A 25,787-nucleotide genomic window follows, 5' to 3' on the forward strand; every position below is an offset into this window, starting at 1 on the left:
CCAGCGACGCTCACACTGTTAAATCACACCAGAAAGGTAAAAAAGTGTGCGTAACGTGGCGCGTTACGGGATGCCCGGTTAGCATTAACCCCTGTATGCGGCATGATGCTGTAAAAATGTGACAGATAAGAGGAAAGAGCTGTGCAGAGAGCTAAACATGCCGCCTGGCGGTTAGCGGCGGCCTGCGTGTGTTTGCTGTCCTTCAGCAATGCAGCGCGGGCGGACTCACTGGATGAACAACGCGATCGGTATGCGCAAATCAAAAGCGCCTGGGACAACAACCAGATGGACGTTGTGCAGCAGCTAATGCCGACGCTGCAAACCTATCCCCTTTACCCCTATCTGCAATACCGGCAGATCACCGACGATTTGATGAGCGAACCGGCGCTCACTGTCACCCAGTTTGTGCAGCAGTATCCGACGTTGCCCGCCGCGCGCACGCTGAAAAACCGCTTTGTGAATGAGCTGGCGCGGCGTCAGGACTGGCAGGGTTTGTTGGCCTTTAGCCCGGACAAACCCACGACCACCGAGGCGCAGTGTAACTACTACTTCGCCAAATGGAACAGCGGCCAGGCAGATGAGGCCTGGGCGGGTGCGAAAGATCTCTGGCTGAGCGGCAAAAGCCAGCCCAACGCCTGCGATCAGCTGTTTGGCGCATGGCGTGCGTCGGGCAAACAGGATCCGCTCGCTTACCTGGAACGTATTCGTCTGGCGATGAAGGCCGGCAATACGCGGCTTGTCACGCTGCTGGCGAGCCAGATGCCGCCCGATTACCAGACCATCTCGTCGGCGATCGTGACGCTCGCCAACGATCCGATGACGGTGATGAGTTTTGCCACTACCACCGGGGCGACGGACTTTACGCGCCAGATGGCGGCAGAAGCGTTTGAAAGCGTGGCGCGGCAGGATGTGGAAAATGCCCGGTTGATGATCCCGTCGCTGGCGCAGGCGCAAAAACTCAATGAAGAGCAGACGCAGCAGCTGCGCGAGACGGTTGCGTGGCGACTGATGGGCAATGATGTCACCAGCGAGCAGGCGCGCTGGCGCGACGATACGATTATGCGTTCGCAATCCGTTTCACTGCTGGAGCGGCGCGTACGCATGGCGCTCAGCAATGGCGACCGCCGCGGGCTGAACACCTGGCTTTCGCGCCTGCCGATGGAGGCGAAAGAGAAAGATGAGTGGCGCTACTGGCAGGCCGATCTGCTGCTGGAGCGCGGGCGTGAAAACGACGCCAAAGAGATCCTCCATGCGCTGATGCAGCAGCGCGGCTTCTACCCGATGGCTGCCGCGCAGCGTCTGGGCGAAGCGTATCAGTTAAAGATAGATAAGGCTGATGGCAATGTTGATTCAACCCTGTTGCAGAGCGCAGAGATGGCGCGCGTGCGCGAGTTGATGTACTGGAAGATGGATAACACTGCGCGCGGCGAGTGGGCGAATCTGGTCTCCAGCCGTAGCCAGCAGCAGCAGGCGCAGCTGGCGCGTTATGCCTTTGAGCAGCAGTGGTGGGATCTGAGCGTGCAGGCGACGATCAGCGGCAAGCTGTGGGATCAGTTAGAGGAGCGTTTCCCGCTGGCGTATCGCGATCTCTATACGCGCTATACCGGCGATAAAGAGATTTCGCCGAGTTATGCGATGGCGATCTCCCGCCAGGAGAGCGCCTGGAACCCGACGGCGCGCTCGCCGGTCGGCGCGAGCGGGCTGATGCAGATTATGCCTGCCACCGCCACGCATACGGTGAAGATGTTCTCGATCCCCGGCTACAGCAATGCCAGCCAGCTCTTCGATCCGGAAACCAACATCAAGATCGGCACCAGCTATCTGCAGTATGTCTACCAGCAGTTTGGCGATAACCGTATTTTCGCCTCGGCGGCTTATAACGCCGGGCCGGGAAGGGTGCGTAGCTGGCTTAATAACAGCGGCGGCAAGCTGGATGCGGTGGCGTTTATTGAGAGCATTCCTTTCTCGGAAACGCGCGGTTATGTGAAAAACGTGCTGGCCTATGATGCCTACTACCGTTACTTCCTGCAGGACGAGAAAGCGACCATCCTCAGTGACGCTGAATGGCAGCGCCGTTACTGATTAGTGTGGTTTATGCTATGCTGCGTACTCATGCACGAGTACGCAGCATAAAAATCCCTAACACGGCGACAAACTATGACTCAGCAATCCCCCTATTCAGCGGCGATGGCCGAACAGCGCGAGCAGGAGTGGCAACGCTTTGTTGATCTGCTCAGGCAGGCGTACGACAACGAACTGCATATCCCGTTGCTTAACCTGATGCTTACGCCGGACGAGCGTGAAGCGCTGGGTACGCGGGTGCGTATTATCGAAGAGCTGTTGCGCGGCGAGATGAGCCAGCGCGAGCTGAAAAATGAGCTTGGCGCGGGCATTGCGACCATCACGCGCGGCTCCAACAGCCTGAAAGCCGCGCCGACGGATTTACGTCTGTGGCTGGAAAAAGCGTTACTTAACGCTCAGCGATAAACGGCGTTATGGAACGGGCTGAGCGCTAAAATCACCGCCTGGTGATAGACGCTTTCGCGGGTCAGCGCCCCGGCGGTAAAGACGCCGATGGCTCCCTCTTTGCGGCCAATCTCATCAATGCCGGTATAGCGTGACATCACCGGCCCCAGCGCTTCGCCAGCGTTAACATCGCGCAGGATCACTTCCGGCAGCGGCAGCGTTGCCGAGCGCGATTCGCCGGTTAACTCGCCATTTTCAATCACCACCCAACTGAAGGTGCTCCCTTCATCAATACCCGCTTCGATCGCGACCCAAAAATCGGCGTTCGGCTGCGCCACGCGCGCGTTTCGCACGCGGTTTCGTGCGCCAGCTCGCGTTTCTTCACTGCCGAAGGGTTGCTCCGGAACGCCGCTCTCGACGGAAATAGAGTCAATATGGCAGCATCCTTCGCCGAAAATCTGGTTAAAAGCGTGCAGAATCGCCCGAATTTTGGCGGGATTGGTGGTAGCGCAGACAACTTGGTGCATAATCATCTAAGGCATGTCCGAGAGGAAAGTGCTTTTCCCGTGCGGACTTGAGCCTTCCTCAGAGAAATAAATTCATCGCAGTATAATGGATAACAATACATGTTACAGGTATACCTTGTTCGCCACGGTGAAACCCTTTGGAACGCCGAGCGTCGTATTCAAGGCCAGTCTGACAGTCCGTTAACCGACAAGGGCGAAACACAAGCCCGACAGGTGGCGGAACGCGCAAAAGCACTGGGCATCACCCACATTATCACCAGCGACCTGGGGCGTACGCGCCGCACGGCGGAGATTATCGCGGATATTTGCGGCTGCGACGTGACGCTGGAACCGCGCCTGCGCGAGCTCGACATGGGCGTGCTGGAGCGACGCCCCCTTGACTCTTTAACCGAAGAGGAAGAGGGCTGGCGTCGTCAGTTAGTCAACGGCACCGCAGATGGCCGCATTCCTGAAGGGGAGTCGATGCAGGAGCTGAGCGACCGTATGCATGCCGCGCTGGCAGCCTGTCTCGAACTGCCACAGGGCAGCCGCCCGCTGCTGGTGAGCCACGGCATGGCGCTGGGGTGTCTGGTGAGCACTATTCTTGGTCTGCCAGCTTACGCTGAGCGCCGTTTGCGCCTGCGCAACTGCTCCATCTCCCGCATCGACTATCAGCAGAGCCCATGGCTGGCGTCAGGCTGGGTGGTGGAAACCGCAGGCGACGTCTCGCATCTGGACGCTCCTGCGCTGGATGAGATGCAGCGTTAACGGCGGATAGGGATCAGATACTCGCAGCGGATGTGCGTTGGCGGTTCACGATCGTTGGTGGCGTTACGCTGCGGGTAGAAGTGTTCGATATCCTGGCCTTTACGGCGCGTCAGCTGAAGCATCGGCATGCAGGTGCCGTAGACGGTCAGGATAAACTCCTGTAACCCTTCCGGTGCGCCATCATAGGAGAAGGCAACATAGTCTCCCCCTTCCAGTTCGACCGGCTGAGCGTTGTTCAGGTAACCATTCGCCTGCTCCGGCGTCAGGGCGGTGGTGTAAAAGACTTCCTGCTCGTCATCTTTTTCCTGGCTCGGCCGCGGCTCGTGCAGGCCGTACAGCTCATCCGGAATGGTTGGCGCATTGCTTAAAAACTCGCGCCAGAACTGGATACGCATCTGGTTACGAAAATCGGAGATCTCCTCCAGCGCGCAGGTGTAGTTTTGCGTAGTGCCGATAAGCTTCATCGGTGGCAGCGAGACAAAGTTGTGCGTCGGTAAGGCGAACTCGCCCAGACGCAGCGGCGGCCGGATGCCAAACGAGTTCCAGTCAGGTGAACGGCGATAGAGCGCTGGGGTAACGGCAAACTGTTTTTTAAACGCGCGGGTGAAGGTTTGTTGGGAATCGAAGCGATACTGTAGCGCGATATCAAGAATCGGGCGGGCGGTGAGGCGCAGCGCAACGGCGGATTTCGACAGACGGCGGGCGCGAATATAGGCGCCGATAGCGTGGCCTGTGACATCCTTGAACATCCTTTGCAAATGCCACTTGGAATAGCCCGCTTTTGCCGCCACATTATCTAACGACAGCGGCTGATCGAGATGGCCTTCCAGCCAGGCAAGTAAGTCGCGAATGATGCCAGCCTGATCCATAAAATATCCTCTTCCATAGCACAGCAGCGGTGAACGCTTGATATCAGGGGAGGGATAATAGCGGGTTTTAAGGGGTTTAGCATGCAGTGTTTTTTTTGTGCTTGCCCGCGCATTGTGACTGATTTTAATCATAAATTTTGTAAATGGGTGATCTGCAAACAGTTTCTCATATGAAAACTGAATAGTTGCGTAACGTAATATTCAAAAATGGTAACAATATGAAATATACAAAGTTTGTTATTCCTGCTCTCCTGTTGACCTCACTGGCTTCCGCACAGGCGGAGCAGATTGGATCGGTGGATACGGTGTTCAAGATTTTCGGCCCTGATCACAAAATTGTGGTGGAAGCATTCGACGATCCCGATGTGAAGAATGTGACCTGTTATATCAGCCGGGCAAAAACCGGCGGCATCAAAGGCGGGTTAGGGTTAGCGGAGGATACCTCCGATGCGGCGATCTCCTGCCAGCAGGTAGGGCCGGTGGAGCTGAGCGATAAAATCAAGAACGGCAAAGCGCAGGGCGACGTCGTTTTCCAGAAGCGCACCTCATTAGTTTTCAAAAAGTTACAGGTGGTTCGTTTCTACGACGCCAAACGTAACGCGCTGGCCTATTTAGCCTACTCCGATAAAGTGGTCGAAGGTTCACCGAAGAACGCTATCAGCGCTGTGCCGATCATGCCGTGGGGTAAATAAGCAACGTGTCTATGCCGCAACCGCTGATTTGGCTGGTAGAAGATGAAGCCAGTATCGCTGAAACCTTAATCTATATGCTGCAACAGGATGGGTTTGCCGTCACCGCATTTGAGCGGGGTTTGCCGGTACTGGATGCAGCGGCGCAGCGGTTGCCCGAATTGGTCATCCTTGATGTCGGCCTGCCGGATATCAGCGGCTTTGAGTTGTGTCGGCGTCTACTGGCACGCGCACCCGCGCTGCCGGTGCTGTTTCTGACCGCGCGCAGCGAGGAGGTGGACAAGCTGCTGGGGCTGGAGATGGGCGCGGATGACTATATCGCCAAACCCTTCTCGCCGCGTGAAGTGTGCGCCCGCGTGCGCACCGTGCTGCGCAGAATGCAGAAAGCCTCGTTGCACAGCGACCGTATTCGCGTCGGCGAGTTTGAACTGGATGAAACCGCGGCGATTATCCTCTGGTGCGGCGAAACGCTGAATCTGACGCGGTATGAATTCCTGTTAATGAAAACACTATTGCAGGCACCGGGCAGGATCTTCTCGCGCCAGCAGTTGATGGACCAGGTGTGGTGCGATGGGCAAGAGAGCTTCGATCGTACGGTCGACACCCATATCAAAACGCTGCGTGCCAAGCTGCGCGCAATCAATCCTGAACTAACGCCGATCAACACCCATCGCGGCATGGGTTACAGCCTGGGGCTGCGCTGATGCGTATCGGTATGCGCCTGCTGCTGGGCTACTTTCTGATCGTGGCAGTGGCCGCCTGGTTTGTGCTGTTTATCTTTGTGCAGGAGATCAAACCCGGGGTGCGGCGCGCAACGGAAGGCACGCTGATTGATACCGCGACATTGCTGGCAGAGTTTGCCCGCGAAGATCTGCGCAGCGGGCATGCACAGGATGGGCGGCTGGCGCAGGCCTTTGCCACCCTTCATCAGCACCCGATTAACGCCCATATCAACGGCATTCACAAAGTGCGCAATGAGTACCATGTCTATATGACGGACGCGAGCGGGCGCGTGGTATTCGATTCGACGGGCAAGGCGTTGGGCGAGGACTATTCGCGCTGGAACGATGTCTGGTTAACGCTGCGCGGGCAGTATGGCGCGCGTAGCTCACCATTGGTGGCGGGCGATCCGCAAAGTACGGTGATGTATGTCGCCGCGCCGGTGAAAGAGGCGGGGCGGATCATTGGCGTGGTGAGTGTCGGTAAACCCAACAGTGCCATGGATCCGGTGATAAAACGCAGCGAGCGGCGCATTTTGTGGGCCGGCGGCGCGCTGCTTGGCATTGCGCTGCTGATTGGCGGCGTGATGGTATGGTGGATCAACCGTGCGATCGGCAAGCTCGCCCGCTATGCGGATTCGGTAACCGAAGACCGCCCGGTGCCACTGCCCGAGCTGGGCAGCAGTGAGCTGCGCAAACTGGCGCAGGCGCTGGAGAGCATGCGCGTCAAACTAGAGGGCAAAAACTACATCGAGCAGTATGTTTACGCCCTGACCCATGAATTGAAAAGTCCGCTGGCGGCGATCCGCGGCGCAGCGGAGATCCTGCGTGAACATCCTCCCCAGCCAGTCGCGACCCGCTTCACGGAGAATATCCTTGCGCAGAATAGCCGTATGCAGCGCCTGGTTGAGAAGCTGCTGCATCAGGCGAAGCTGGAGAACCGTCTGGAGATTGCCTTTGTGCCTGTAGAGATGGCTGAGCTGTTTCACCAGCTTTATGAGGAGCGGAGCGCAGTTGCGGCGGCAAAGGCGCTGAACATGGTTTGTGAGGCTAACGATACGGTGGTGGCTGGTGATAAAGAGCTGCTGGCGCAGGCGGTGGGAAACCTGCTGGATAATGCCATCGACTTTACACCTGCTGGCGGCAATATTGTCCTGCGCGCCGCAGAGGAAGCTGGCAAGGTGGTGATTAGGGTGAGCGATAGCGGCACCGGCATCCCTGATTACGCGCTGCCGCGTATCTTTGAGCGCTTCTACTCCCTGCCGCGCGGGAACGGGCAGAAGAGCAGCGGATTAGGGCTGGCCTTTGTCCAGGAAGTGGCGCGTTTGCATCACGGCGCTGTCACGGTGTCGAACCGTGCGGAAGGGGGCTGCGAAGCCCGTCTGACACTTCACCCTCACTTCACATAACTTCAAATGCTTCACACATAGCCTCGTTATGCTGCACGCATCACTAAGGAGAAGGCTATGTTGAAATCCCCCCTGTTCTGGAAAATGGTTACGCTGGCAAGTTGCCTGTGTGTATTACTGATCCCGCTGACCATGCTCAGCAGCCTGATTGGCGAGCGCGCCGATTATCGACATGAAGTGACCGATACGCTGCGCCAGAGCAGCGCCGGCTCGCAAAAATTGATTGGCCCACTGATCGCCATTCCGGTGACGGAAACCACGGTGTCGCTGGAGAGCAGCGGCGAAAACGAACCGCCAAAAGAGATACGCCGCAAGCAGAGTTTCATCCGCTTATGGTTGCCGGAATCCCTGATGGTCAACGGTAATCAGCAGGTTGAAACGCGCAAAATCGGTATCTATGACGGGCAGCTCTGGCATAACAACATCGATATTAACGCCGAGTTCGATCCGAAACGGCTGGATATCAAACCGAGTGAAAATGTGACGCTTGGCGAGCCGTTTATCGTGCTGGCAGTGAGCGATTCTCGCGGCATTGGCCTGGTGCGCAGCACAAGCGTGAACGGCGAAGCGCTGCGCGTCGAGCCGGGGACGGGATTAATGAGCGATCTGCAGGGTGTTCATATGCCGCTGGCGATGGAGAGCCTGCAAAAAACACTCAAGCTGGCGATGTCGTTCAACCTGAGTGGAACCGGTGAGTTTTCCGTTGTGCCGCTTGGCCGCAATAGCGAGATGGCGCTGAAGGGTGACTGGCCGCACCCGGGTTTTATGGGCGATTTCCTGCCGGAAAAACGTGAAGTGAGCGAGAGCGGATTCCAGGCGCACTGGCAGAGTAGCTGGTTTGCCAACAATCTGGACAGCAAGGTGCGCGATACCGCCGTGCTCGCCAGTAAGAACAACTGGGAACTGCCGGCATTCAGCGTCAATATCGTTACCCAGGCTGATCAATATCAGCTAACCGACCGAGCGATAAAGTATGCCATCCTGCTGATCGTGCTGACTTTCCTCGCCTTCTTCGTGTTTGAAAGCCTCACCGCGCGGCAGATGCACCCGATGCAATATCTGCTGGTTGGCTTGTCGCTGGTGATGTTTTATCTGGTATTACTGGCGCTTTCTGAACATACCGGATTTACCGCCGCGTGGATTGTCGCCAGCCTGCTCGGCGCGCTGTTGAACGGCTTCTATCTGCAGGGCGTGATGAAGAGCTGGCGCGCCAGTCTGGGCTTTACCGCCGCGCTACTGCTGCTTGATGCGGTGATGTGGGGGCTGCTCAACTCTGAGGATAATGCGCTCTTACTGGGAACCGGCGTGCTGTTTGTGGCACTGACTGCGGTAATGTTCCTGACACGTAAATTTGACTGGTATGCATTGTCAGCGGCAGGGATAAAACGGATCGCAGCGGAGCCTGCGACGGAAGATGAGTTAAGGATCTGGAAATAAAAAAAGCGGCGCACTGCGCCGCTTTTTCGTTTGCGTTCGTTTATTCCTGCAGATCGCCGCAGAAGCGGTAACCTTCGCCATGAATGGTGGCGATAATTTCTGGCGTATCCGGCGTTGATTCAAAGTGCTTACGGATACGGCGGATGGTGACATCCACGGTACGATCGTGCGGTTTCAACTCACGCCCGGTCATTTTTTTCAGCAGCTCAGCACGCGACTGAATCTTGCCCGGGTTTTCGCAGAAGTGCAGCATCGCGCGGAACTCACTGCGCGGCAGCTTATACTGCTCGCCGTTCGGGCTAATCAGCGAACGACTGTTGATATCCAGCTCCCAGCCATTGAATTTGTAGCTATCGACGCTGCGGCGCTCTTCGCTGATGGTACCGAGATTCATGGTACGGGACAGCAGGTTGCGCGCGCGGATAGTCAATTCACGCGGGTTAAAGGGCTTGGTGATGTAATCGTCAGCGCCAATCTCAAGACCGAGAATTTTATCGACCTCGTTGTCGCGACCGGTCAGGAACATCAGCGCGACATTTGCCTGCTCACGCAGCTCACGCGCCAGTAAAAGACCGTTTTTACCCGGCAGATTGATATCCATAATCACCAGGTTTACATCGTGTTCAGAAAGGATCTGATGCATTTCAGCGCCATCAGTCGCTTCAAAGACATCGTAGCCTTCTGCTTCGAAAATGCTTTTCAACGTGTTGCGTGTTACCAACTCGTCTTCAACAATAAGAATGTGCGGGATCTGCATGTTTGCTACCTAAATTGCCAACTAAATCGAAACAGGAAGTACAAAAGTCCCTGACCAGCCTGGTGCATGTCGAAAATTAACATGACGGCATAACATGACTAAAGTACGTAATTGCGTTCTTGATGCACTTTCCATCAACGTCAACAACATCATTAGCTTGGTCGTGGGCACTTTCCCTCTGAACCCGACAGTGTCAAAAACGGCTGTCATCCTAACCATTTTAACAGCAACATAACAGGCTAAGACGCAAATGACACCCAATAAAACTACGCTTCGTTGACATATATCAAGTTCAATTGTAGCACGTTAACACTTTAGCGAAATTCTGATAGCCAGCTGCTAGCTTCTATTACAAATTTTCAATAAACCAAGTAGTTGCGTGCGCTAATTGATAAATAGCCTGAATCCAACACAGGCAGACATTTCTGTATTAAAATGCCAAGAAGAAACAGAGGGATATGCCCGTTCTGTTAACATCTTAACAGGTAATATTGCTGATAAACAGTTTAGCTTTTTTTAAGCGTAGAGATGGGTCAGATCGGCGATTGGTGTTATCTAATTGTAAATTCGCTCCGCGTAATATGTTGATTGGTGTCACATTTTTCAGCGGGCATGAAAAAAGAAGGTTTCGATGCAACTGGCAATAGTTCTTGTCTCCCCCGCGCGAGCGGAAAACGTCGGCGCAGCGGCGCGTGCCATGAAAACGATGGGCTTTACTGATTTACGTATTGTCGACAGCGAGGCTCATTTACAGGAAGCCGCAAGGCGCGTCGCGCACGGCTCGGGCGACATCCTGGATAACGCGAAGCACTACGCTACGCTTGCTGATGCGCTGGCCGATATTCCTTTCAGTATTGCCACTACCGCGCGCAGTCGGGCGAAATTCCACTATTACGCAACGCCTGAGCAGCTTGTGCCGTTATTAGAGGAGAAAAGCGCCTGGCTTAGCGGCGCGGCGTTGGTTTTTGGGCGCGAGGATTCCGGGCTGACCAATGATGAACTAGCGCTGGCGGATATTCTGACCGGGGTACCGATGGCGGCAGATTACCCTTCGCTTAATCTCGGCCAGGCGGTAATGGTATTTTGCTATCAATTATCTGCGTTAATGCAAAGTGCGCCGCAAACTATTTCTCAGGTTGATAATAACCAGTTAAGCGCACTGCGTTTACGGGCACATAATTTACTCAAAAAATTAGACGTGGTTGATGATATGAAAATGGTCGACTGGCTGGATCAGCGGCTTGGCTTGCTGGAGCAGCGCGACACCGCCATGTTGCACCGTTTGCTTCACGATATCGAAAAAAAGCTTATCGAGTAACGCGCTGTAATAAGATTCTTTTATAGCTGAAGATGCTGCGATATCGATTTCTCATCGCCCTGATCGGGCTGTAAACGGCTCCGCTTTTAGCGCAGACGGGAATTGAATAAATTCTGCATAATTAAAAAATAAATTGACTTAAGCAGGCAGATACTTTAACCAATATAGGCATACAGCACAGACAGATAATAATACAGAGCACAACATCCATGGCACGCATCTGCACGATTACCACTATTACAACCATCACCATTACCACAGGTAACGGTGCGGGCTGACGCGTACAGGAAATACTGAAAAAAGCCCGCACCTGAACAGTGCGGGCTTTTTTTTCGAGCAAAAATCAAGGGGTAAAGCATGAGAGTGTTGAAGTTCGGCGGTACATCAGTGGCAAATGCGGAGCGTTTTCTGCGTGTTGCCGATATTTTGGAAAGTAATGCCAGGCAGGGGCAAGTCGCAACCGTACTCTCTGCTCCCGCAAAAATTACCAACCATCTTGTCGCGATGATTGAAAAAACCATCTCCGGACAGGATGCAATTCCCAACATTAGCGATGCGGAGCGTATTTTCTCCGAACTGCTGCAGGGGCTTGCAGATGCCCAGCCCGGTTTTCCGCTCGCACAACTTAAAACCGTCGTTGATGCCGAGTTCGCGCAGATCAAACATGTTCTGCACGGCATTAGTCTGTTGGGCCAGTGCCCGGACAGCATTAATGCTGCGCTTATCTGCCGGGGGGAAAAACTCTCTATCGCGATTATGGCCGGGCTGCTGGAAGCGCGCGGTCATAAAGTGACGGTTATCGATCCGGTCGAAAAACTGCTCGCGGTCGGGCACTATCTCGAATCAACGGTCGATATCGCTGAATCCACGCGCCGTATCGAAGCCAGCCGTATTCCGCAGGATCACATGGTGCTGATGGCCGGTTTCACCGCGGGCAATGAGAAGGGCGAACTGGTGGTGCTCGGGCGTAACGGCTCCGATTACTCCGCCGCCGTGCTGGCCGCATGTTTACGCGCCGACTGCTGTGAGATCTGGACGGATGTTGACGGCGTATATACCTGCGACCCGCGCCATGTGCCGGACGCCAGGCTGCTGAAGTCGATGTCCTATCAGGAAGCCATGGAGCTCTCCTACTTCGGCGCTAAAGTTCTTCACCCCCGCACCATTACCCCCATCGCCCAGTTCCAGATCCCATGCCTGATTAAAAACACCGGCAACCCGCAAGCACCAGGTACGCTGATTGGCGCCACTTCGGATGACGATGCATTGCCGGTTAAGGGCATCTCCAATCTTAACAATATGGCGATGTTCAGCGTTTCCGGCCCGGGAATGAAAGGGATGGTCGGCATGGCCGCCCGCGTTTTCGCCACCATGTCGCGCAACGGCATCTCCGTCGTGCTTATCACCCAATCTTCATCCGAGTACAGCATCAGCTTCTGCGTGCCGCAGTCCGACTGCGCCCGTGCGCAGCGCGCGATGAGTGAAGAGTTCTATCTTGAACTGAAAGAGGGGTTACTGGAGCCGCTCGCCGTGATGGAGCGCTTGGCAATCATCTCCGTTGTCGGCGATGGCATGCGCACCTTACGCGGCATCTCGGCGAAATTCTTTGCCGCACTGGCACGCGCTAATATCAATATCGTGGCAATTGCCCAGGGCTCTTCTGAGCGCTCTATCTCTGTTGTGGTGAGCAATGACGATGCCACCACCGGTGTGCGCGTCACTCACCAGATGTTGTTCAATACCGATCAGGTGATTGAAGTCTTTGTGATCGGCGTCGGCGGCGTCGGCGGCGCATTGCTGGAACAGCTGAAGCGTCAGCAAACGTGGCTGAAGAATAAGCATATCGATCTGCGTGTCTGCGGCGTTGCTAACTCGAGAGCGTTGCTGACCAATGTTCACGGGCTGAACCTGGACAACTGGCAGGCCGAGCTTGCCGAAGCGAAGGAGCCGTTCAACTTGGGTCGATTGATTCGTCTGGTCAAGGAGTATCACCTGCTGAACCCGGTAATCGTCGACTGCACCTCCAACCAGGCGGTCGCCGATCAGTATGCCGACTTCCTGCGCGAAGGTTTCCACGTCGTCACGCCGAACAAAAAAGCGAACACCTCGTCGATGGATTACTACCATCAGTTGCGCCGCGCCGCAGAGAAATCGCGCCGCAAATTCCTCTATGACACCAACGTTGGCGCAGGCCTGCCGGTGATTGAAAACCTGCAAAACCTGCTTAACGCCGGTGATGAACTGCAACGTTTCTCGGGGATCCTCTCCGGCTCTTTATCCTTTATTTTCGGTAAGCTCGACGAAGGGATGAGCCTGTCGGAAGCGACAAAAGTGGCGCGCGAAATGGGCTACACCGAGCCGGACCCGCGTGACGATCTCTCAGGCATGGATGTTGCGCGTAAGTTATTGATCCTCGCGCGGGAAACCGGGCGCGAGCTGGAACTGACGGATATCGTGATCGAGCCGGTGCTGCCAGCAAGCTTCGATGATTCTGGCGATGTCGACAGCTTTATGGCGCGTCTGCCCTCGCTGGATGATGAGTTTGCCAGCCGCGTGGCGAAGGCCCGTGACGCTGGCAATGTGCTGCGTTATGTTGGCAACATTGAAGAGGATGGCACCTGCCGGGTGAAGATCGCTGAAGTCGACGGCAACGATCCGTTGTATAAAGTGAAAAACGGCGAGAACGCGCTGGCGTTTTACAGCCACTATTACCAGCCGTTGCCGCTGGTGCTGCGCGGTTACGGCGCGGGTAATGATGTTACGGCGGCAGGCGTGTTTGCCGACCTGCTGCGTACGCTTTCGTGGAAGTTAGGGGTCTGAGATGGTGAAGGTGTATGCGCCGGCGTCTAGCGCCAATATGAGCGTAGGGTTTGATGTCCTCGGCGCGGCGGTAACGCCGGTCGATGGCACGCTGTTAGGGGACACGGTGTCGGTGGAAGCCGCCGACCACTTTAGTCTGCAAAACAGAGGGCGTTTCGCCAGTAAATTACCGAGCGAAGCGCGGGAGAATATCGTCTATCAATGCTGGGAGCTCTTCTGCCAGGAGATTGGCAAGCAGGTGCCGGTGGCGATGACGCTGGAAAAAAACATGCCGATCGGCTCCGGTCTCGGCTCCAGCGCCTGTTCTGTCGTGGCGGCGCTGGTGGCGATGAACGAGTTTTGCGGTAAACCCCTCGATGAGACGCGCATGCTGGCGCTGATGGGCGAGCTGGAAGGGCGTATCTCCGGTAGCGTGCATTACGACAACGTCGCGCCTTGTTATCTCGGCGGCATGCAGTTGATGATCGAGGAAGGCGGCATTATCAGCCAGCAGGTGCCATGCTTTGATGAGTGGTTATGGGTGCTTGCCTACCCGGGTATTAAAGTCTCGACGGCAGAAGCGCGAGCCATTTTACCGGCGCAGTATCGCCGTCAGGAGTGTATTGCTCACGGGCGTCACCTGGCTGGATTTATTCATGCCTGTTATTCGCGCCAGCCCGCGCTGGCGGCGAAATTGATGAAAGATGTGATTGCCGAACCCTATCGCATGAAGTTGCTGCCAGGCTTTGAGCAGGCGCGTCAGGCGGTGGCGGATATTGGCGCGCAGGCCTGCGGCATCTCCGGTTCGGGTCCAACGCTGTTTGCGTTGTGCGACAAGCCGGATACCGCGCAGCGCGTGGCCGACTGGCTCGGCAAACATTATCTGCAAAATCAGGAAGGCTTCGTTCATATTTGCCGGCTGGACACGGCGGGCGCAAGGGTAGTGGGATAACCAATGAAACTCTACAACTTAAAAGATCACAATGAGCAGGTCAGCTTCGCGCAGGCCGTCACACAAGGGCTGGGTAAAAATCAGGGGCTCTTCTTCCCGCACGATCTGCCGGAATTCAACCTGACGGAAATCGACGAGATGCTGGAGCAGGACTTTGTCAGCCGCAGCGCGAAGATCCTTTCCGCCTTTATCGGCGATGAGATCCCGCAGGAAGCGCTGGAAGCCCGCGTGCGTGCTGCGTTTGCCTTTCCTGCACCGGTAAAACCGGTCGAAAACGATATCGGCTGCCTTGAGCTGTTCCACGGGCCGACGCTGGCGTTTAAAGATTTCGGCGGGCGCTTTATGGCGCAGATGCTGAGCGCCATCAGCGGCGACAAACCGGTCACCATTCTGACTGCGACCTCCGGCGACACCGGCGCGGCCGTTGCTCATGCCTTCTACGGCATGAAGAATGTGCGCGTAGTGATCCTCTATCCGCAGGGCAAAATCAGCCCGTTGCAGGAGAAGCTCTTCTGCACGCTGGGCGGGAATATCGAAACGGTGGCCATTGATGCGGACTTCGACGCCTGCCAGGCGCTGGTCAAACAGGCTTTCGACGATGAAGAGCTGAAAAGCGCGCTGGGCCTTAACTCCGCCAACTCGATTAACATCAGCCGTCTGCTGGCGCAGGTGTGCTACTACTTCGAAGCGGTGGCGCAGCTGCCGCAAGAGGCGCGCAACCAGCTGGTGGTGTCGGTGCCAAGCGGCAACTTTGGCGATCTGACTGCGGGCCTGCTGGCGAAATCACTCGGCCTGCCGGTGAAGCGTTTTATCGCCGCCACCAACGCCAACGACACCGTGCCGCGTTTTCTGAAAGAGGGCGAGTGGCAGCCAAAAGCGACGCAGGCGACGCTGTCAAACGCGATGGATGTCAGCCAGCCGAACAACTGGCCGCGCGTAGAGGAGCTGTTCCGGCGTAAAATCTGGCGTCTGAATGAGCTGGGTTACGCGGCGGTGGATGATGAAACCACCAAAGCGACGATCGTTGAGCTGAAGGCGAAGGGCTACGTCTCAGAGCCTCACGCCGCGATTGCTTACCGCGCCCTGCGCGATCAGCTTCATCCGGGTGAATATGGCCTATTCCTCGGCACTGCGCATCCGGCGAAGTTCAAAGAGAGCGTAGAAGCGATCCTTGGCGAAACGCTGCCGCTACCGAAAGAGCTGGCTGACCGCGCGGATCTGCCGCTGCTCTCCCACTCCCTGCCTGCGGATTTTGCGGCATTACGCCAGCTGATGATGCAAAAAGCGTAATCTCAAGCGTCCTTCACCTGCGGGTGAGGGACGCTTTTCCGCTTACTGTTCGTGGCGCTTGAACACCAGTTCGTCTGGCGTTGAGGCCGCCTCATCAAAAAAGTACCCTTCGTGGTTAAAGCCCGTTAGCTGCTCCGGCTTCGTCAGACGCTGCTCGATGATGTAGCGGCTCATCAGGCCGCGCGCTTTTTTGGCGTAGAAGCTGATGACCTTAAACTTGCCGTTTTTCTCATCGAGAAACACCGGTTTGATGATGCGCGCATTGAGCTTTTTCGGCTTCACGGCGCGGAAATACTCATCGGACGCCAGGTTCACAACAATCTCATCGCCCTGTTGGGCCAGCGCCTCATTTAGCGTATCGGTGATGATATCGCCCCAGAACTGGTAGAGATCTTTGCCTCTCTCATTCTCAAAACGAATGCCCATCTCCAGACGATAGGGCTGCATCAAATCGAGCGGACGCAGCACGCCATACAGGCCGGATAACATGCGCAGATGTTTTTGGGCGAAGTCAAAATCTGTATCGCTGAAGGTCTCCGCCTGCAGACCGGTATAAACATCGCCTTTAAACGCCAGCAGCGCCTGACGGGCGTTTTCCGGAGTAAAATCGGGCTGCCAGTCGTGAAAACGGGTGGCGTTGAGGTCGGCGAGCTTGTCGCTGATCCCCATCAGCTTTTTAATCTGCGGCGCGGAAAGCGTGCGGGCGGTCTTAATCAGCTGTTGAGAGTGCTCCAGCAGCGCTGGCTGGGTGAAACGCTCGGTTGCCAGCGGGCTCTGGTAATCGAGCGTCTTGGCAGGTGAAATCAAAATCAGCATGCTCACTCCTTGCTGTGTGAGAAATTTCCGCTGACTTTAACAAAAAAATCACCTGGCTTGATCGATAGTTGCGATTAGCGAGACGAAGGGGGAAGCGAGTCCCAACTGCCTGGCGCCAGCTGACGCTGAATCTCCGGATAACGCTGCGGGTTAAACACCGGCTCAACGCCGAGTTTACGCTGGCGCAGATAGTCCCCCGCCAGCAGCTTAACCACCGGTGACAGCAGCAGGATGGCGGTCAGATTAATCATCGCCATCAGCGCCATCACCACATCGGCAATATGCCAAATCAGCGGTACGCTGACCAGTGAACCGCACAGCACCATTAACACCACCACGCCCCGCAGCAGCATCAGGTTGCCACGGCTGTTACGGCCTAAAAAGATCAGGTTGTTCTCGGCATAGAGGTAGTTGGCGAGGATCGAGGTAAAGGCGAACAGCACCACCACCAGCGCGAGAAACCCGGCGCTCCAGCCGCCTGCAAGAGAGACCATCGCCTGCTGCATCAACTGGATGCCAATAAGGCTGCTCTCTGCCGACCCGTTACCAGCCAGCAGCAGCATCATCGCGCTGGCGGTGCAGACCAGAAAGGTATCCGTCAGCACACCAATCATCTGCACAATGCCTTGCGCAACGGGGTGGGGCGGAGAGGAGGCTGCCATCGCCGCGGCATTCGGTGAAGAGCCCATTCCGGCTTCGTTAGTCGACATGCTGCGCTGAAAGCCGCTGGTCATCGCCTGGCTCAGCGTCCATGCCATGGTGCCGGTCGCCGCCTCTTGCCAGCCAAAGGCACTTTTAAAAATGGTTTCGAATACTTCCGGTAACAGGCTGGCATGCCAGAGGCTGATGCTGAAACTCACCGCAATCCATGCCAGCGCAATCAGCGGCACCATCCACTGCATCAGACGGGAGAGCACCGCCAGGCCGCGGGTCATAAACAGCAGGCAGCCCACCGCCAGCACCAGCCCGGTCAGCGTACCCGGCACCTGCCAGGCGAAGTGAACGGCGCGCGTCACCACGCTGGATTGAATGGTGTTAAACACCAGCCCATAAGCGAGGAGCAGGAAAATGGAGAAGAGCACGCCCATCCAGCGCATACCGAGGCCGCGCGCCATATACCAGGCCGGGCCGCCGCGCAGTTGGTTATTAGCATCGCGCTCTTTATAGAGCTGGGCCAGCGCGCACTCGGCAAAGCTGGTCGCCATGCTGATAAGCGCTGCGATCCACATCCAGAAGATCGCGCCCGGACCGCCAGCAGTGAGCGCAAACGCCACACCCGCCAGGTTGCCGCTGCCTAAACGCGTCGCCAGGCTCAGGCAGAGCGCCTGCCACGAGGTGAGGGCACCGGGCGGCACGCTGCGGCAGCTTTTCAGACTTTTGCCAAAGTCGCGGAAAAAACGAAACGGAACAAACAGGCTGCGAAATGCAAACCAGATACCCGCCGCTGCCAGCAGGTATACCATCAGCGATCCCCACAGGATCTCACTGATAAAAGAGAAGAATTCTGGCATTAACGACCCTCTTGTCGATGCCGGGGGAGGTAACCTGCGACGGCGCGTGTACAACGGGCTTATCCCTTCGCAGGCAATTAATCAGGGAGTTTATCATACAATGCCACCTGCATTGTCTGCGGTTGCGCTGACAGGGCGTCGTGTTATCATCTTGCCAGACCGGTTACATCCCCCTAACAAGTATACTCGTCATACTTCTCGTTCAGGTGCGCTGGCAGCCTTTGCGCCCGACAAGCCATAAAGGCGTCATCGGTCTCGACGTGATTTATTCAGGGTATCGTTTAAAGAGAAACATTATCATGACGGATAAATTGACCTCCCTGCGTCAGTACACAACAGTCGTGGCTGATACCGGAGATATCGCGGCAATGAAGCTCTATCAGCCGCAGGATGCTACAACCAACCCTTCTCTGATCCTTGGGGCAGCCCAAATCCCGGAATACCGTAAACTGATTGACGAAGCTGTGACCTGGGCGCGCAGCCAGAGCAGCGATCGCGCGCAGCAAGTGGTTGATGCGTCTGACCGCCTGGCCGTTAACATCGGTCTGGAAATTCTCAAACTGATCCCGGGCCGTATCTCTACTGAAGTTGACGCGCGCCTCTCTTACGACACCGAAGGCTCCATCGCCAAAGCCAAACGCCTGATCAAAATGTATAACGATGCGGGCATCAGCAACGATCGTATCCTGATCAAGCTGGCTTCCACCTGGCAGGGCATTCGCGCAGCAGAACAGCTGGAAAAAGAGGGCATCAACTGTAACCTGACGCTGCTCTTCTCCTTCGCCCAGGCGCGTGCCTGTGCCGAAGCGGGCGTCTACCTGATCTCCCCGTTCGTAGGCCGTATTCTTGACTGGTACAAAGCTAATACCGACAAGAAAGAGTACGCACCGGCAGAAGATCCGGGCGTGGTTTCCGTGAGCGAAATCTACCAGTATTACAAAGAGCACGGGTATGAAACCGTGGTGATGGGCGCAAGCTTCCGTAACACCGGCGAAATCATTGAGCTGGCTGGCTGCGACCGTCTGACCATCGCCCCGGCGCTGCTGAAAGAGCTTTCAGAAAGCGAAGGCGCGCTGGAGCGTAAACTGTCGTATACCGGCGAAGTAAAAGCGCGTCCGGAGCGCATCAGCGAAGCGGAATTCCTGTGGCAGCACAACCAGGATCCGATGGCGGTTGATAAACTGGCTGACGGTATCCGCAAGTTTGCCGTTGACCAGGAAAAACTGGAAAAAATGATCGGCGATCTGCTGTAATCATCAGGCGTGGCCGGGCTCCCGGTCACGCTTCTTCTCTCCACTCTGTTTGCCTCTCCCCTCAGCGTGTATCATTCCGTAAACGGTTTTATGCAACGGAATAATTATGGACACACTACGCATTGGTTTAGTTTCGGTTTCCGATCGCGCCTCCAGCGGCGTTTATGAAGACAAGGGCTTACCCGCGCTCGAAGCATGGCTGGCATCGGCCTTAACCACCCCTTTTCATATCGAAACGCGCCTGATCCCTGACGAGCAGACCATCATTGAGCAGACCCTGTGTGAACTGGTGGATGAGATGAGCTGTCATCTGGTGCTGACCACCGGCGGAACCGGCCCGGCACGTCGCGACGTGACGCCTGATGCCACCCTTGCCGTTGCCGATCGTGAGATGCCCGGTTTTGGCGAGCAGATGCGCCAGATCAGCCTCAACTTTGTACCGACGGCCATTCTCTCGCGCCAGGTGGGCGTGATCCGTAAACAGGCGCTGATCCTTAACCTGCCAGGCCAGCCGAAATCGATTAAAGAGACCCTCGAAGGGCTGAAAAGCGAAAACGGTGAAGTAAAAGTTGCGGGGATTTTTGCTAGTGTACCGTATTGTGTACAGCTTCTTGATGGCCCCTATGTGGAAACGGATCCGCAGGTCGTAGCAGCTTTTCGTCCTAAAAGCGCAAGGCGCGAAACTTTATCCTGAAAGTAACGCTTTTCTGACATATGCGATCCCGACAGTGGCGTATTGATATTTTTACGGTATAGTCATTTTTACTTTACATAACCCGTAAGAATATAATCGTTCACTCTTATCAACGGTTCGCTATGTCACATTACACACGCCCTCTGAATAAACAGGATTATAAAACCCTGACCCTCGCCGCCCTCGGCGGGGCGCTGGAGTTTTACGATTTCATTATCTTCGTCTTTTTCGCCGCCGTGGTCGGGGAGCTCTTCTTCCCGGCCGATATCCCCGAGTGGCTCCGTCAGGTGCAGACCTTTGGGATTTTCGCCGCCGGTTATCTGGCGCGCCCGCTGGGCGGTATTGTGATGGCGCACTTCGGCGATCTGGTCGGGCGCAAGAAGATGTTCACCCTTAGCATTCTGCTGATGGCGCTGCCAACGCTGGCGATTGGCCTGCTGCCGACCTATGCCTCAATGGGCATTGTTGCACCGCTGCTGCTGCTGTTAATGCGCGTGTTGCAGGGCGCAGCGATTGGTGGCGAAGTGCCGGGCGCATGGGTGTTTGTCGCTGAGCATGTCCCGGCGCGCCGCATCGGTATTGCCTGCGGCACGCTGACGGCGGGCTTAACGGTTGGCATCCTGCTGGGATCGGTGGTTGCCACGCTGGTCAACACCAGCATGACGCAGCAGGCGATCCACGATGGCGGCTGGCGTATCCCCTTCCTGCTTGGTGGCGCATTCGGGCTGGTGGCAATGTATTTACGCCGTTGGCTGCGTGAGACGCCCATTTTCCTGGAGATGCAGCAGCGCAAAGCGCTGGCGCAGGAGCTGCCGGTAAAAGCTGTGGTGTTGAAGCACAAAAAAGCAGTGGTGGTTTCGATGCTGCTGACCTGGCTGCTCTCGGCCGGAATTGTGGTGGTCATTCTGATGTCGCCGGTCTGGCTGCAAAAGCAGTATGGCTTCGCGCCCGCTCTGACCTTACAGGCAAATAGCATTGCCACGATCATGCTCTGCTTCGGTTGTCTGGCGGCCGGGCTGTTAGTCGATCGCTTTGGTGCCAGCCGCACCTTTATCGTCGGCAGTCTGCTACTCGCCGCCGCCAGTTGGCTCTTCTATCACCGCGTTGGCAGCCACCCGGAACAACTCTTTATGCTCTATGGCCTGGTCGGGTTGTGCGTCGGCGTTGTGGGTGCTGTGCCTTATGTGATGGTGCGCGCCTTTCCGGCGGAAGTGCGTTTTACCGGCATCTCTTTCTCTTACAACGTCTCCTATGCCATTTTCGGCGGGCTGACGCCAATTGCGGTGACGATGCTGATGAGCGTCTCGCCGATGGCTCCGGCCTGGTACGTGCTGGCGCTCTCCCTGATGGGGTTTGGCTTAGGCATCTGGCTGCGCCAGGATCTGCATCATGCCGATAGCGTGGTCGACACCCCGCTCGAATCCTTATAAAAAAACGGAGCCTTCAGGCTCCGTTTTTTTATACTGGCACCTGAACGAATCAGTGTTTTTCGCCAATCGGCAGCACGGTGCGGCCAAACTGCTCGTTCAGCACTTCGCCCATCGCCAGGTAGATCGCGCTGGCACCGCAGACGAGGCCAATCCAGCCTGCGATATGAACGATGTTTTCGTTATCCGCCAGGTGTCCCACCGCCAGTAGCGCAAACAGCACCGTCAGGCTCAGGAAGACAAACTGCAGCATGCGCGCGCTTTTCAGCGTGCCGAAGAACATGAACAGGGTAAAGACGCCCCAGATGGCTAAATAGACGCCGAGGAAGTGGCCGTTGGTCGCCTCTGTCAGCCCCATTTTCGGGAACAGCAGAATCGCTACCAGCGTCAACCAGAAAGAACCGTAAGAGGTAAAGGCTGTTAAGCCGAAGGTGTTGCCTTTTTTGTACTCAAGCAGGCCGGCAAAAATTTGTGCGATACCACCATAGAAAATGCCCATGGCCAGGATAATGACATCCATCGGGAATAGACCAATATTGTGCAGGTTAAGCAGAATAGTGGTCATGCCGAAGCCCATTAAGCCCAGCGGAGCCGGATTAGCCAACTTAGTGTTGCCCATAATTCCTCAAAAGAATCAATTGATAAAGGGGAGAAATAATTACCCCGCGGGCGTTTTCTGCAAGCGGGGCGCGGCATCATAAATAGCGCTACCGGGCCTGTCTATGATCTGAACAGGTGGAAATTAAAAATTTTTTTATTGTCTCCCCCTTGATGCGCGGCGCGGCGACCCCATCTTGTAGTCAACCGCATTTTGTGGGCTTGCAAAAAAATCAATACAGGGCAGTTGAAACCGTGAGGTTTGCCCTTATTACAGGTTCACAACCAGCTGATGACGAATTTTTAGTGGAGACGTTTAGATGGGTAAAATTATTGGTATCGACCTTGGGACAACCAACTCTTGTGTAGCCATCATGGATGGCGCTTCGGCACGCGTGCTTGAGAACGCCGAGGGCGATCGCACCACGCCTTCCGTAATTGCGTACACACAGGATGGCGAGACTCTGGTAGGTCAGCCGGCTAAACGTCAGGCAGTGACGAACCCGCAAAACACGCTGTTTGCGATCAAGCGCCTGATTGGCCGTCGCTTCCAGGACGAAGAAGTCCAGCGTGACGTATCTATCATGCCTTACAAAATCATGGCAGCCGACAACGGCGACGCCTGGATTGATGTGAAAGGCAACAAAATGGCACCGCCGCAGATCTCTGCAGAAGTGCTGAAAAAAATGAAGAAAACGGCGGAAGATTACCTGGGTGAACCGGTAACTGAAGCGGTTATCACTGTTCCGGCTTACTTTAACGATGCGCAGCGTCAGGCGACCAAAGACGCCGGCCGTATCGCGGGCCTGGAAGTAAAACGTATTATCAACGAACCGACAGCGGCTGCGCTGGCTTACGGTCTGGATAAAGAGACCGGTAACCGCACTATCGCGGTATACGACCTGGGCGGCGGTACCTTCGATATCTCCATCATCGAAATCGACGATGTTGACGGCGAAAAAACCTTCGAAGTACTGGCGACCAACGGTGATACCCACCTCGGTGGTGAAGACTTCGACAGCCGTCTGATCAACTACCTGGTGGAAGAGTTCAAGAAAGATCAGGGTATCGATCTGCGCAACGATCCGCTGGCAATGCAGCGCCTGAAAGAAGCGGCAGAGAAAGCGAAAATCGAGCTCTCTTCTGCACAGCAGACCGACGTGAACCTGCCGTACATCACCGCAGACGCGACCGGTCCGAAACACATGAACATCAAAGTGACTCGCGCGAAACTGGAAAGCCTGGTCGAAGACCTGGTAAGCCGTTCTATCGAGCCGCTGAAAGTTGCGCTGCAGGATGCGGGCCTCTCCGTTTCTGACATCAACGACGTGATCCTGGTCGGTGGCCAGACCCGTATGCCGATGGTGCAGAAAAAAGTGGCTGAGTTCTTCGGTAAAGATCCGCGTAAAGACGTGAACCCGGATGAAGCAGTAGCTATCGGTGCTGCGGTTCAGGGCGGCGTTCTGACCGGTGAAGTTAAAGACGTTCTGCTGCTGGACGTTACCCCGCTGTCGCTGGGTATCGAAACCATGGGCGGCGTGATGACTCCGCTGATCAACAAAAACACCACCATCCCGACCAAGCACAGCCAGGTGTTCTCTACTGCGGAAGACAACCAGTCTGCGGTAACCATCCACGTGCTGCAGGGTGAGCGTAAACGCGCCTCCGATAACAAATCGCTGGGCCAGTTCAATCTCGATGGTATTAACCCGGCGCCGCGCGGCATGCCGCAGATCGAAGTCACCTTCGATATCGACGCCGATGGTATTCTGCACGTCTCTGCGAAAGACAAGAATACCAACCGTGAGCAGAAGATCACCATCAAGGCTTCTTCTGGTCTGAACGAGGATGAAATCCAGAAAATGGTGCGTGACGCGGAAGCGAACGCCGAGTCTGACCGTAAGTTCGAAGAGCTGGTCCAAACCCGTAACCAGGGCGATCATCTGCTGCACAGCACCCGTAAGCAGGTTGAAGAAGCAGGCGACCAACTGCCGGCTGAAGACAAAACTGCAATCGAGTCCGCGCTGAGCGAGCTGGAAACTGCGCTGAAAGGCGAAGATAAAGCAGCCATCGACGCCAAAATGCAGGCGCTGGCACAGGTTTCCCAGAAACTGATGGAAATCGCCCAGCAGCAGCACGCACAGCAGCAGGCGGGCGGCGCTGATGCTTCTGCGAACAACGCCAACACGGCGAAAGATGACGACGTGGTTGACGCCGAGTTCGAAGAAGTTAAAGACAAAAAGTAATCGCCCTTATGCAGGGTAGATAACCAGCACGGGCGTCGGAGTTTTCTCCACGCCCGTGCTCGTATGTTAAGGGGCAGATAAACCGATGGCGAAGCAAGATTATTACGAGATTCTCGGCGTGTCGAAAACGGCCGAAGAGTCTGAAATCAAAAAGGCGTACCGACGCCTGGCCATGAAATTTCACCCGGACCGCAACCAGGGCGATAAAGAGGCCGAAAGCAAATTCAAAGAGATCAACGAAGCCTATAAGGTCCTGACCGATCCCCAGAAACGCGCGGCGTACGATCAGTACGGCCATGCAGCCTTTGAGCAGGGCGGCGGTGGCGGTGGATACGGTGGCGGCGGCTTTGGCGGCGGTGCCGACTTCAGCGACATCTTTGGCGATGTCTTTGGCGACATCTTCGGCGGCGGTCGTGGCCGTCAGCGCGCGGCGCGTGGTTCCGATCTGCGTTACACCATGGAGCTGACGCTGGAAGAAGCGGTACGCGGCGTCACGAAAGAGATCCGCATCCCGACGCTGGAAGAGTGCGACATCTGCCACGGCAGCGGCGCAAAAGCGGGTACCCAGCCGCAGACCTGTCCGACCTGTCATGGCTCCGGCCAGGTGCAGATGCGCCAGGGCTTCTTTGCCGTACAGCAGACCTGTCCGCACTGTCAGGGCCGCGGTACGCTGATTAAAGATCCGTGCAACAAATGTCACGGCCACGGTCGCGTTGAGAAATCCAAAACCCTCTCCGTGAAGATCCCGGCAGGGGTGGATACCGGCGATCGTATTCGTCTGAGTGGCGAAGGCGAAGCGGGCGAGCATGGCGCGCCGGCAGGCGATCTCTACGTTCAGGTGCAGGTGAAACAGCACCCGATCTTCGAGCGCGAAGGCAATAACCTCTATTGCGAAGTGCCGATCAACTTTGCCATGGCGGCGCTGGGCGGCGAAATCGAAGTGCCGACGCTGGATGGTCGCGTGAAGCTGAAAGTGCCGAGCGAAACCCAGACCGGCAAGCTGTTCCGCATGCGCGGTAAAGGCGTGAAATCCGTGCGCGGTGGCGCACAGGGCGATCTGCTGTGCCGTGTGGTCGTAGAGACGCCGGTCGGCCTGAACGAGAAGCAGAAGCAGCTGCTGCAGGATCTGCAGGACAGCTTTGGTGGCCCGACGGGGGAAAACAACAGCCCGCGCTCCAAAAGCTTCTTCGACGGCGTCAAAAAATTCTTCGATGACCTGACGCGCTAAGCGTCCCGCATCACCTCTCTTTATCAACCCGGCGCT

General features: G+C 56.1%; 24 protein-coding genes and 1 other annotated feature. Of the genes, 18 read left to right on the forward strand and 6 right to left on the reverse strand.

Annotation, left to right across the window (positions count from 1 at the left end):
* Window positions 1–141: 141 nt before the first annotated feature.
* Both sltY and trpR read left to right on the forward strand, forming a co-directional pair.
* Entirely contained in the window at window positions 142–2,082 is a 1,941-nt protein-coding gene (sltY, locus tag ACWPW2_RS02150; protein ID WP_454121487.1) for a murein transglycosylase, read from the forward strand.
* Window positions 2,083–2,157: 75 nt separating this feature from the next.
* Window positions 2,158–2,487, forward strand: a complete 330-nt coding sequence (trpR, locus tag ACWPW2_RS02155; protein WP_023480369.1) for a trp operon repressor — start codon at window positions 2,158–2,160, stop codon at window positions 2,485–2,487.
* Here the strand turns inward: trpR and yjjX are convergent.
* The gene (gene yjjX, locus ACWPW2_RS02160) at window positions 2,478–2,993 is read right to left on the reverse strand and encodes an inosine/xanthosine triphosphatase (protein WP_023480394.1); all 516 of its coding nucleotides are present in this window, start codon (window positions 2,991–2,993) and stop codon (window positions 2,478–2,480) included. The two genes, trpR and yjjX, sit on opposite strands and share 10 nt — an antisense overlap.
* 99 nt (window positions 2,994–3,092) lie before the next feature.
* On the opposite strand from yjjX, the gene gpmB reads away from it, so the two are divergent.
* A complete protein-coding gene (gpmB, locus tag ACWPW2_RS02165; protein WP_454121489.1) occupies window positions 3,093–3,740 on the forward strand; it encodes a 2,3-diphosphoglycerate-dependent phosphoglycerate mutase GpmB in 648 nt (215 codons plus the stop codon).
* On the opposite strand, the gene robA is transcribed toward gpmB, so the two are convergent.
* Window positions 3,737–4,609: an MDR efflux pump AcrAB transcriptional activator RobA gene (gene robA / locus ACWPW2_RS02170; protein WP_454121491.1), complete on the reverse strand. Its 873-nt coding sequence runs from the start codon at window positions 4,607–4,609 to the stop codon at window positions 3,737–3,739. The two genes, gpmB and robA, sit on opposite strands and share 4 nt — an antisense overlap.
* Window positions 4,610–4,827: 218 nt before the next feature.
* Between robA and creA the strand changes: the two genes are divergently transcribed.
* From creA to creD, 4 genes are read left to right on the forward strand one after another with little or no spacing between them, the layout of a single operon-like run.
* Entirely contained in the window at window positions 4,828–5,301 is a 474-nt protein-coding gene (gene creA / locus ACWPW2_RS02175) for a protein CreA (RefSeq protein ID WP_023480363.1), read from the forward strand.
* A gap of 11 nt (window positions 5,302–5,312) precedes the next feature.
* Complete coding sequence (gene creB / locus ACWPW2_RS02180) at window positions 5,313–6,002, forward strand: two-component system response regulator CreB (RefSeq protein WP_270221275.1); 690 nt, start codon at window positions 5,313–5,315, stop codon at window positions 6,000–6,002.
* Window positions 6,002–7,426: a two-component system sensor histidine kinase CreC gene (gene creC / locus ACWPW2_RS02185; RefSeq protein ID WP_454121492.1), complete on the forward strand. Its 1,425-nt coding sequence runs from the start codon at window positions 6,002–6,004 to the stop codon at window positions 7,424–7,426. The genes creB and creC overlap by 1 nt, the downstream gene beginning before the upstream one ends.
* Window positions 7,427–7,483: 57 nt before the next feature.
* A complete protein-coding gene (creD, locus tag ACWPW2_RS02190) occupies window positions 7,484–8,863 on the forward strand; it encodes a cell envelope integrity protein CreD (RefSeq protein WP_454121494.1) in 1,380 nt (459 codons plus the stop codon).
* Window positions 8,864–8,903: 40 nt separating this feature from the next.
* On the opposite strand, the gene arcA is transcribed toward creD, so the two are convergent.
* Window positions 8,904–9,620, reverse strand: coding sequence for a two-component system response regulator ArcA (gene arcA / locus ACWPW2_RS02195; protein ID WP_023480336.1), 717 nt, complete (start codon window positions 9,618–9,620; stop codon window positions 8,904–8,906).
* A 94-nt stretch (window positions 9,621–9,714) separates the two neighbouring features.
* Here arcA and yjjY point away from each other — a divergent pair, with 94 nt between their 5' ends.
* From yjjY to thrC, 6 genes are all read left to right on the forward strand, one after another.
* A complete protein-coding gene (gene yjjY / locus ACWPW2_RS02200) occupies window positions 9,715–9,855 on the forward strand; it encodes a YjjY family protein (RefSeq protein ID WP_086870418.1) in 141 nt (46 codons plus the stop codon).
* A gap of 396 nt (window positions 9,856–10,251) precedes the next feature.
* A complete protein-coding gene (locus ACWPW2_RS02205) occupies window positions 10,252–10,938 on the forward strand; it encodes a tRNA/rRNA methyltransferase (protein WP_279793641.1) in 687 nt (228 codons plus the stop codon).
* Between the two features lie 209 nt (window positions 10,939–11,147).
* Entirely contained in the window at window positions 11,148–11,216 is a 69-nt protein-coding gene (gene thrL, locus ACWPW2_RS02210) for a thr operon leader peptide (protein ID WP_124971581.1), read from the forward strand.
* Window positions 11,155–11,272, forward strand: a sequence feature (Thr leader region). Its footprint overlaps the gene before it by 62 nt.
* A 23-nt stretch (window positions 11,273–11,295) precedes the next feature.
* Window positions 11,296–13,758, forward strand: coding sequence for a bifunctional aspartate kinase/homoserine dehydrogenase I (gene thrA / locus ACWPW2_RS02215; RefSeq protein ID WP_454121496.1), 2,463 nt, complete (start codon window positions 11,296–11,298; stop codon window positions 13,756–13,758).
* A 1-nt stretch (window position 13,759) separates the two neighbouring features.
* A complete protein-coding gene (gene thrB, locus ACWPW2_RS02220) occupies window positions 13,760–14,689 on the forward strand; it encodes a homoserine kinase (RefSeq protein WP_124969908.1) in 930 nt (309 codons plus the stop codon).
* Between the two features lie 3 nt (window positions 14,690–14,692).
* Window positions 14,693–15,979 carry a threonine synthase gene (thrC, locus tag ACWPW2_RS02225; protein ID WP_076768928.1) on the forward strand — a complete coding sequence of 429 codons (1,287 nt, stop codon included), beginning with the start codon at window positions 14,693–14,695 and terminating at the stop codon, window positions 15,977–15,979.
* Window positions 15,980–16,021: 42 nt separating this feature from the next.
* Here thrC and yaaA read toward each other — a convergent pair whose 3' ends face one another.
* Both yaaA and ACWPW2_RS02235 read right to left on the reverse strand, forming a co-directional pair.
* The gene (gene yaaA, locus ACWPW2_RS02230; protein ID WP_454121498.1) at window positions 16,022–16,795 is read right to left on the reverse strand and encodes a peroxide stress protein YaaA; all 774 of its coding nucleotides are present in this window, start codon (window positions 16,793–16,795) and stop codon (window positions 16,022–16,024) included.
* Between the two features lie 74 nt (window positions 16,796–16,869).
* Entirely contained in the window at window positions 16,870–18,306 is a 1,437-nt protein-coding gene (locus ACWPW2_RS02235) for an alanine/glycine:cation symporter family protein (protein WP_454121499.1), read from the reverse strand.
* 299 nt (window positions 18,307–18,605) lie between these two features.
* Between ACWPW2_RS02235 and tal the strand changes: the two genes are divergently transcribed.
* From tal to ACWPW2_RS02250, 3 genes are all read left to right on the forward strand, one after another.
* Entirely contained in the window at window positions 18,606–19,559 is a 954-nt protein-coding gene (gene tal, locus ACWPW2_RS02240) for a transaldolase (RefSeq protein WP_023480402.1), read from the forward strand.
* Between the two features lie 106 nt (window positions 19,560–19,665).
* On the forward strand, window positions 19,666–20,253 hold the full coding sequence (gene mog, locus ACWPW2_RS02245) for a molybdopterin adenylyltransferase (RefSeq protein WP_200579864.1): 588 nt from the start codon (window positions 19,666–19,668) through the stop codon (window positions 20,251–20,253).
* Between the two features lie 122 nt (window positions 20,254–20,375).
* Entirely contained in the window at window positions 20,376–21,683 is a 1,308-nt protein-coding gene (locus ACWPW2_RS02250) for an MFS transporter (RefSeq protein ID WP_454121501.1), read from the forward strand.
* Between the two features lie 49 nt (window positions 21,684–21,732).
* Here the strand turns inward: ACWPW2_RS02250 and satP are convergent, their stop codons facing one another.
* Window positions 21,733–22,299 carry an acetate uptake transporter gene (satP, locus tag ACWPW2_RS02255; RefSeq protein WP_042715340.1) on the reverse strand — a complete coding sequence of 189 codons (567 nt, stop codon included), beginning with the start codon at window positions 22,297–22,299 and terminating at the stop codon, window positions 21,733–21,735.
* A 298-nt stretch (window positions 22,300–22,597) separates the two neighbouring features.
* Here satP and dnaK point away from each other — a divergent pair, with 298 nt between their 5' ends.
* Together dnaK and dnaJ are read left to right on the forward strand one after the other, a co-directional pair.
* Window positions 22,598–24,523, forward strand: coding sequence for a molecular chaperone DnaK (gene dnaK / locus ACWPW2_RS02260; RefSeq protein ID WP_023480354.1), 1,926 nt, complete (start codon window positions 22,598–22,600; stop codon window positions 24,521–24,523).
* 85 nt (window positions 24,524–24,608) lie between these two features.
* The gene (gene dnaJ, locus ACWPW2_RS02265; RefSeq protein WP_023480326.1) at window positions 24,609–25,751 is read left to right on the forward strand and encodes a molecular chaperone DnaJ; all 1,143 of its coding nucleotides are present in this window, start codon (window positions 24,609–24,611) and stop codon (window positions 25,749–25,751) included.
* Window positions 25,752–25,787 lie beyond the last annotated feature (36 nt).

This window comes from Kosakonia sp. Marseille-Q7440 (assembly GCF_965119485.1).

Bases quoted from the DNA above. Each gene is read 5' to 3' on its own strand.
- trpR (WP_023480369.1), top strand. From the start codon at position 2,158: ATGACTCAGCAATCCCCCTATTCAGCGGCGATGGCCGAACAGCGCGAG.
- satP (WP_042715340.1), bottom strand. From the start codon at position 22,299: ATGGGCAACACTAAGTTGGCTAATCCGGCTCCGCTGGGCTTAATGGGC.
- thrB (WP_124969908.1), top strand. From the start codon at position 13,760: ATGGTGAAGGTGTATGCGCCGGCGTCTAGCGCCAATATGAGCGTAGGG.
- dnaK (WP_023480354.1), top strand. From the start codon at position 22,598: ATGGGTAAAATTATTGGTATCGACCTTGGGACAACCAACTCTTGTGTA.
- gpmB (WP_454121489.1), top strand. From the start codon at position 3,093: ATGTTACAGGTATACCTTGTTCGCCACGGTGAAACCCTTTGGAACGCC.
- mog (WP_200579864.1), top strand. From the start codon at position 19,666: ATGGACACACTACGCATTGGTTTAGTTTCGGTTTCCGATCGCGCCTCC.
- ACWPW2_RS02250 (WP_454121501.1), top strand. From the start codon at position 20,376: ATGTCACATTACACACGCCCTCTGAATAAACAGGATTATAAAACCCTG.
- dnaJ (WP_023480326.1), top strand. From the start codon at position 24,609: ATGGCGAAGCAAGATTATTACGAGATTCTCGGCGTGTCGAAAACGGCC.
- thrC (WP_076768928.1), top strand. From the start codon at position 14,693: ATGAAACTCTACAACTTAAAAGATCACAATGAGCAGGTCAGCTTCGCG.
- creB (WP_270221275.1), top strand. From the start codon at position 5,313: ATGCCGCAACCGCTGATTTGGCTGGTAGAAGATGAAGCCAGTATCGCT.
- arcA (WP_023480336.1), bottom strand. From the start codon at position 9,620: ATGCAGATCCCGCACATTCTTATTGTTGAAGACGAGTTGGTAACACGC.
- thrA (WP_454121496.1), top strand. From the start codon at position 11,296: ATGAGAGTGTTGAAGTTCGGCGGTACATCAGTGGCAAATGCGGAGCGT.
- creC (WP_454121492.1), top strand. From the start codon at position 6,002: ATGCGTATCGGTATGCGCCTGCTGCTGGGCTACTTTCTGATCGTGGCA.
- ACWPW2_RS02235 (WP_454121499.1), bottom strand. From the start codon at position 18,306: ATGCCAGAATTCTTCTCTTTTATCAGTGAGATCCTGTGGGGATCGCTG.
- creD (WP_454121494.1), top strand. From the start codon at position 7,484: ATGTTGAAATCCCCCCTGTTCTGGAAAATGGTTACGCTGGCAAGTTGC.
- yjjX (WP_023480394.1), bottom strand. From the start codon at position 2,993: ATGCACCAAGTTGTCTGCGCTACCACCAATCCCGCCAAAATTCGGGCG.
- yjjY (WP_086870418.1), top strand. From the start codon at position 9,715: ATGACTAAAGTACGTAATTGCGTTCTTGATGCACTTTCCATCAACGTC.
- tal (WP_023480402.1), top strand. From the start codon at position 18,606: ATGACGGATAAATTGACCTCCCTGCGTCAGTACACAACAGTCGTGGCT.
- ACWPW2_RS02205 (WP_279793641.1), top strand. From the start codon at position 10,252: ATGCAACTGGCAATAGTTCTTGTCTCCCCCGCGCGAGCGGAAAACGTC.
- robA (WP_454121491.1), bottom strand. From the start codon at position 4,609: ATGGATCAGGCTGGCATCATTCGCGACTTACTTGCCTGGCTGGAAGGC.
- creA (WP_023480363.1), top strand. From the start codon at position 4,828: ATGAAATATACAAAGTTTGTTATTCCTGCTCTCCTGTTGACCTCACTG.
- yaaA (WP_454121498.1), bottom strand. From the start codon at position 16,795: ATGCTGATTTTGATTTCACCTGCCAAGACGCTCGATTACCAGAGCCCG.